The organism is Streptomyces sp. NPDC029169, assembly GCF_055563935.1.
In genome coordinates, this window is the sequence record NZ_JBVHXA010000022.1 from 88,244 (window position 1) to 93,924 (window position 5,681).

Below are 5,681 nucleotides of genomic sequence, written 5' to 3' on the forward strand. Positions count from 1 at the left end.
AGCCCCCCCTCTGTCGTTTCCCCCCCCCCCCCCCCCCCACCCCCCCCCCCCCCCCCCCCCCCCCCCCCCCCCCCCCCACCCGGAGCCGGACCCGGTGTCGCTGGAGCGGCGGACGGATCTTCGTCCGCCCTCTGATCTTCCGGGTCGAGGGGTGACGGCCCGGCCGGTCGCCGGGACGTCACCGAGTCGGTAGGGCGGCCGTCAGGCCAGGCCCGCCACCAGGTCCGCCACGGAGCGGCGGCGGCCGGTGTAGAAGGGGACCTCCTCACGGACGTGCATCCGCGCCTCGGAGGCCCGCAGGTGGCGCATGAGGTCGACGATGCGGTACAGCTCGTCGGCCTCGAAGGCGAGGATCCACTCGTAGTCGCCGAGCGAGAACGAGGCGACCGTGTTGGCGCGGACGTCGGGGAAGCCGCGGGCCATCTTGCCGTGGTCCGCGAGCATCCGGCGGCGGTCCTCGTCCGGCAGCAGGTACCAGTCGTAGGAGCGCACGAAGGGGTAGACGCTCACGTAGTCGCGGGGCGTCTCGTCGGCCAGGAAGGCCGGGATGTGCGACTTGTTGAACTCGGCGGGGCGGTGCAGCGCCATGTTCGACCAGACCGGCTCCAGGGCGCGGCCCAGCTTCGTGCGGCGGAAGAGGTTGTACGCCTCCTGGAGCTCGTCGCTCGTCTCGGCGTGCCACCAGATCATCAGGTCCGCGTCGGCGCGCAGACCGGAGAGGTCGTACGTGCCGCGGATGGTGATGTCCTTGGCGGCGAGCTGGTCGAAGAGCTCCTGGACCTCGTCGGCGTAGCCGGCGCGGTCCTCGGGCAGGTTGTCGCGCAGCTTGAACACAGACCACAGGGTGTAGCGGATGACCTCGTTGAGGTCCTTCGCCTTCTTACCGGCGTTCGGGATCTTTTCGGGCGCACTCATACGCCTATTCTCGCCCGTCACGGACAGTGCCCCGCACCAGGGTGGGTGGTTTACGACGTGGCGATGATCTCGTCCGCGATCTGGTCCGCGATTTCGTCCGCCGCCCGATGGCCGGAGGCGATGCAGGCGGGGATGCCGACGCCCTCGTACACGGCCCCGGCGAGGCGCAGTCCGGGGACCTCGGCGACGGCGTCGCGGATGCGGGCGACGCGGGCGAGATGGCCCACGGGGTACTGCGGGAGGCCGTCGGTCCAGCGGGTGACGGTGGTGGCGACGGGCCGGGCGGTCAGCCCGGTGGCGGCGGCGAGGTCCTTGAGGGAGGTCTCGACGAGGTCGGCGTCGTCGCGGAGGACCTGCTCCTCCTCGCCGTAGCGGCCGACGGAGGTACGGAGGACGAAGAGGCCGGGGGCGGCGTCGGAGACCCACTGCCACTTCTGGCTGGAGAAGGTGGACGCCTTGATGGTGTGCCCGTCGACGGGCGGCACGAGGAACCCGGAACCGGGCAGACCGTGCACGTCCTCGCGCCGGAAGGCGAGGGTCACCAGCGCCATCGACGCGTACTCGACCCCGGCCAGCTCCGCCGCGGCCCGCGGCGCCTCCGGCCCGAGCAACTCGGCGGCGGCCCAGGCGGGCGCGGCGACGACGACCGCGTCGGCGAGGAACTCCCGTCCCGCGGCGACGACCCGCCAGCCGGTGCGCGCCGGCACGGGCCCGGAGGCTGTGACCGGCCCGGGGCTGCCGGCGGCCGAGCGCGAGTCAGGGGTCCCCCGGCCCGGCGCGAGCCCGCCGGCCCGCTCGGCGGCGCGCTCGCCGGGCCGCTCGGCGGCGCGCCCGGGTGTACCCGCGTCCGAGCCCGCCGAAGGCGCGGCCCCTGTCGGCGGCGCGACTCGGCGCACTTCCGTCACCGGCATGAGGGTCAGGATCTCGCCACCCGCCGCGCGGATCGCCGCGGCGACGGCCTCGGGAAGGGCGCCGATGCCGCCATCGATGCCGACGAAGGCGGAGCCGCCGAGGCCGGTGGCCGCGCCCGCCGCGTCGGGCGGGGTCGCGGCGCCCGCCCGCTGGACGGCGTGGACGGCCTCGGTGAGCGTCGGGTGGGTGCGGGCGGCGGCGAAGAGCGCGGGGACGGCGGCCCGCATCGAGATGCGGTAGGCGTCACCGGCGTACACCCCGCCGAGCAGCGGCTCGACGAGCCGGTCGACGACCTCGTGGCCCATCCGCTCGGCGACGTACGCGCCGATAGCGATGTCCGCACCGATCTCGGCGGGAGGCAGTTCGCGGTCCTGCGCGACCCGGCGCAGGCCCTCCTCGGAGAGGAGTCCGGCGAGCGCGGCGGCGTCGCCGGGGACGCCCATGACGTGGCCCTTGGGCATCGGGCGCAGCGTGCCGCGGGTCCAGACGGACGCGGTGGTCGTGGCGGGCGCCTGGAGCCGGTCCCCGAGCCCGACGGCGCGGGCGAGCGCGACCGCCTCGGGGCGGCGGGCGAGCAGCGACTCGGCGCCGAGGTCGACGGGCGCACCGGCGATCTCGCCGGCGAGCAGCTTGCCGCCGATCCGGTCGCCGCCTTCGAGCAGCGTCACCCGGAGCCCGGCCGAGACCAGCCGGTGAGCCGCCGCGAGACCGGCGATTCCGCCTCCGACGACGACCACATGCGCCCGTGCCCTGCTGCTGTCCCTGGTGTCCGCGTTCATGGCTCCACTCTCTCAAACCCGTTCCGAGGCCAGAACGTGACCGGTTCGCTACCGCAGGACGGCAACCCGCTCCCCCACCCCGTACGTCGAACCGGCAACACTCACCACCATCCCTGGGGGGATTTCATGCGTGGAGCGCGAAGAGCGGCCGTGGCGCTGCTGATGGTCTCGTTGGCGCTGACCGGCTGCGGCGCGGGCGCGTCCGACAGCGCCGGTGCCGACGAGAAGGGGGTGAGCGCGGCGAAGGGCGGACAGGGCGCCGCCGACCGGGGGTACGCGCCGGACTCCGGCAGCGCGGCGGACAAGGGGGCGGGGGACGCGAAGAAGCCCGCCGCCCCGACCCAGCCGCAGCACATCATCCGTACCGCCGCACTGTCCGTGGAGGTCAAGGACGCGGCCAAGGCGCTGGCCACCGCCCGCGGGGTCACCGAGGGCGCGGGCGGTCATGTCGCCAACGAGTCGACCGAGCGGATCGACGACACGCATGTGACCTCGCGGGTCGTGCTGCGCGTGCCGCAGGACTCGTACGAGTCGGTGCTCAAGGAGCTCGCGGGCACCGGGAAGCTGCTCTCCCGGAAGGCGGACGCGAAGGACGTCACCGAGCAGGTGGTGGACGTGGAGAGCCGGATCGCGACCCAGCGGGCGAGCGTCGACCGGGTCCGCAAGCTGATGGACCAGGCGACGAAGCTGAGCGACGTGGTCACCCTGGAGGGCGAGCTGAGCCGTCGTCAGGCGGATCTGGAGTCGCTGCTGGCCCAGCAGGCCTCGCTGAAGGACCGTACGACCATGGCCACGATCACCCTCGAACTGACCGAGAAGGAAGCGGAGAAGGCGCCGGAGAGCGAGGCCCGGCCGGGCTTCCTGGACGCTCTCGCCGGTGGCTGGAACGCGCTGGTGACGGCGCTGGCCTGGGTCGGGATCGTCCTCGCGGCGGTGGCGCCGTGGCTCGCGGTGGCCCTCGCCGGCTATCTGGTGTGGCGGCTGCTCGTCCGGCCGCGGATGTCGCGCCGTCCTTCGCAGGGGTCCGTGGCGGAACCTGACACTTCCACGGACTGAACCACCGCGCCGACGTAGCGTGTTCGTATGAGCGAACGACTGGTGGTCATCGGCGGCGATGCGGCGGGCATGTCCGCCGCATCGCAGGCACGCAGGCTCAAGGGCCCCGAGGAGCTGGAGATCGTCGCCTTCGAGCGCGGTCACTTCTCCTCGTACTCGGCCTGCGGCATCCCGTACTGGGTCGGCGGCGACGTGGACGAGCGCGACGAGCTGATCGCGCGCACCCCGGAGGAGCACCGGGCGCGGGACATCGATCTGCGGATGCGCACGGAGGTCGTGGAGCTGGACGTGCCCGGGCAGCGGGTGCGGACCCGTGACCTGGAGTCGGGCGACGAGGCGTGGACGGGCTTCGACAAGCTGGTCATCGCGACGGGGGCGCGGCCGCTTCGGCCGCAGCTGCCGGGGATCGACGCGCCGGGCGTGCACGGCGTGCAGACCCTGGACGACGGGCAGGCGCTGCTCGACTCGCTGGCGCGCACAGAGGGCGGGCGCGCGGTGGTCGTGGGCGCCGGGTACATCGGCGTGGAGATGGCCGAGGCGCTGCTGAACCGGGGCTACGAGGTGACCCTCCTCAACCGGGGCGAGCAGCCGATGGCGACGCTCGACCCGGACATGGGACGCCTCGTCCACGAGGTGATGGACGGCCTCGGGATCAGGACCGTCGGCTCCTCGGCGGTCACCAAGATCCTCACGGGTGATGGGGGGCGGGTCCGCGCGGTGGCGACGGAGGACGCCGAGTACCCGGCGGACGTGGTGGTCCTCGGGATGGGCGTGGTGCCGGAGACGAGCCTGGCGGCGGCGGCCGGGCTGCCGTTGGGGGTGTACGGCGGGCTGCTCACCGATCTCGCGATGCGGGTGCGGGGCCACGAGAACATCTGGGCGGGCGGCGACTGCGTGGAGGTCCTGGACCTGGTCTCGGGACGCGAGCGGCACATCGCGCTCGGTACGCACGCCAACAAACACGGCCAGGTCATCGGCTCCAACGTGGGCGGCGGCTATGCCACGTTCCCCGGGGTGGTCGGCACGGCGGTGTCGAAGGTGTGCGACCTGGAGATCGCGCGGACGGGGCTGCGCGAGAAGGACGCGCGGCAGGTGGGCCTGCGGTACGTGACGGTGACGGTCGAGTCGACCAGCCGGGCGGGCTACTACCCGGGGGCGGCACCCATGACGGTGAAGATGCTCGCGGAGCGCCGTACGGGCCGACTCCTCGGGGTGCAGATCGTGGGCCGGGAGGGCGCCGCCAAGCGGGTGGACATCGCGGCGGTGGCGTTGACGGCCGGGATGACGGTGGAGCAGATGACGGCCCTCGACCTGGGGTACGCGCCGCCGTTCTCGCCCGTGTGGGATCCGGTGCTGATCGCGGCGCGGAAGGCGGTGGCGGCGGTCCGCAAGGCGGGCTGACCCGAGCGGAGCAGTGACCCAGAGTGACGGATTGCGATGTTCCTGTGACCGTGGATTAACTCGATGACATGATCAGACACACAGTGCGCGCGCTCTGCGCCGCCTCACTCGTCATCGTCCCGCTCACCCTGAGCATCACGCCCGCCCACGCCGTGATCACGTGCCAGGTCAACGGCAGGTCTGTCACGGGCACGACCGTCGACGGAACGGCGGCAGCCGACTACATCACCTGCGCGTCGGTCCCCGCCGGCCACACGGTCAACGGCCTGGGCGGCAACGACTACATCCAGGTCACCGGCAGCGTCGGCGGCACCGTCAACAGTGGCACCGGCCGCGACTACGTCACGGTCGGCTCCGTCGCGGCGAACGGCTCGGTCCTCGGCGACACCGAAAGCGACTACCTCCGCGTCGGCGGCGCGAACGCCGGCCTCGTGGACGGCGGAGCCGGGGTCGACTTCTGCCGGGTGGGATCCGGCAACCCGCCCGTCAACTGCAACGAGTACTGACACCACCCGCTGTGGCATCCGCCCGCTGTGGGGGGGGGGGGGGGGGGGGGGGGGGGGGGGGGGGGGGGGAGGGGGGGGGGGGGGAGGGTGGGGGGGGGGGGGGGGCGCAAAA

5 protein-coding genes are annotated in these 5,681 nt (G+C 73.5%); 3 read left to right on the forward strand and 2 right to left on the reverse strand.

Features of this window, described 5'->3' with window-relative positions; genetic code table 11:
• Nucleotides 1-201: 201 nt before the first annotated feature.
• Together hemQ and hemG are read right to left on the reverse strand one after the other, a co-directional pair.
• Entirely contained in the window at nucleotides 202-915 is a 714-nt protein-coding gene (gene hemQ / locus ACZ4VI_RS31705; RefSeq protein WP_468004866.1) for a hydrogen peroxide-dependent heme synthase, read from the reverse strand.
• 50 nt (nucleotides 916-965) lie between these two features.
• On the reverse strand, nucleotides 966-2,606 hold the full coding sequence (hemG, locus tag ACZ4VI_RS31710) for a protoporphyrinogen oxidase (protein ID WP_468004867.1): 1,641 nt from the start codon (nucleotides 2,604-2,606) through the stop codon (nucleotides 966-968).
• Nucleotides 2,607-2,732: 126 nt separating this feature from the next.
• On the opposite strand from hemG, the gene ACZ4VI_RS31715 reads away from it, so the two are divergent.
• The 3 genes from ACZ4VI_RS31715 to ACZ4VI_RS31725 all read left to right on the forward strand — a co-directional run bounded on the left by ACZ4VI_RS31715 (nucleotide 2,733) and on the right by ACZ4VI_RS31725 (nucleotide 5,569).
• Nucleotides 2,733-3,662: a DUF4349 domain-containing protein gene (locus ACZ4VI_RS31715; protein WP_468004869.1), complete on the forward strand. Its 930-nt coding sequence runs from the start codon at nucleotides 2,733-2,735 to the stop codon at nucleotides 3,660-3,662.
• Nucleotides 3,663-3,689: 27 nt separating this feature from the next.
• Nucleotides 3,690-5,063, forward strand: a complete 1,374-nt coding sequence (locus ACZ4VI_RS31720; protein WP_468004870.1) for an FAD-dependent oxidoreductase — start codon at nucleotides 3,690-3,692, stop codon at nucleotides 5,061-5,063.
• Between the two features lie 68 nt (nucleotides 5,064-5,131).
• Nucleotides 5,132-5,569, forward strand: coding sequence for a hypothetical protein (locus ACZ4VI_RS31725; protein ID WP_468004872.1), 438 nt, complete (start codon nucleotides 5,132-5,134; stop codon nucleotides 5,567-5,569).
• Nucleotides 5,570-5,681: the final 112 nt, after the last annotated feature.

Bases quoted from the DNA above. Each gene is read 5' to 3' on its own strand.
- hemQ (WP_468004866.1), bottom strand. From the start codon at position 915: ATGAGTGCGCCCGAAAAGATCCCGAACGCCGGTAAGAAGGCGAAGGAC.
- hemG (WP_468004867.1), bottom strand. From the start codon at position 2,606: ATGAACGCGGACACCAGGGACAGCAGCAGGGCACGGGCGCATGTGGTC.
- ACZ4VI_RS31715 (WP_468004869.1), top strand. From the start codon at position 2,733: ATGCGTGGAGCGCGAAGAGCGGCCGTGGCGCTGCTGATGGTCTCGTTG.
- ACZ4VI_RS31720 (WP_468004870.1), top strand. From the start codon at position 3,690: ATGAGCGAACGACTGGTGGTCATCGGCGGCGATGCGGCGGGCATGTCC.
- ACZ4VI_RS31725 (WP_468004872.1), top strand. From the start codon at position 5,132: ATGATCAGACACACAGTGCGCGCGCTCTGCGCCGCCTCACTCGTCATC.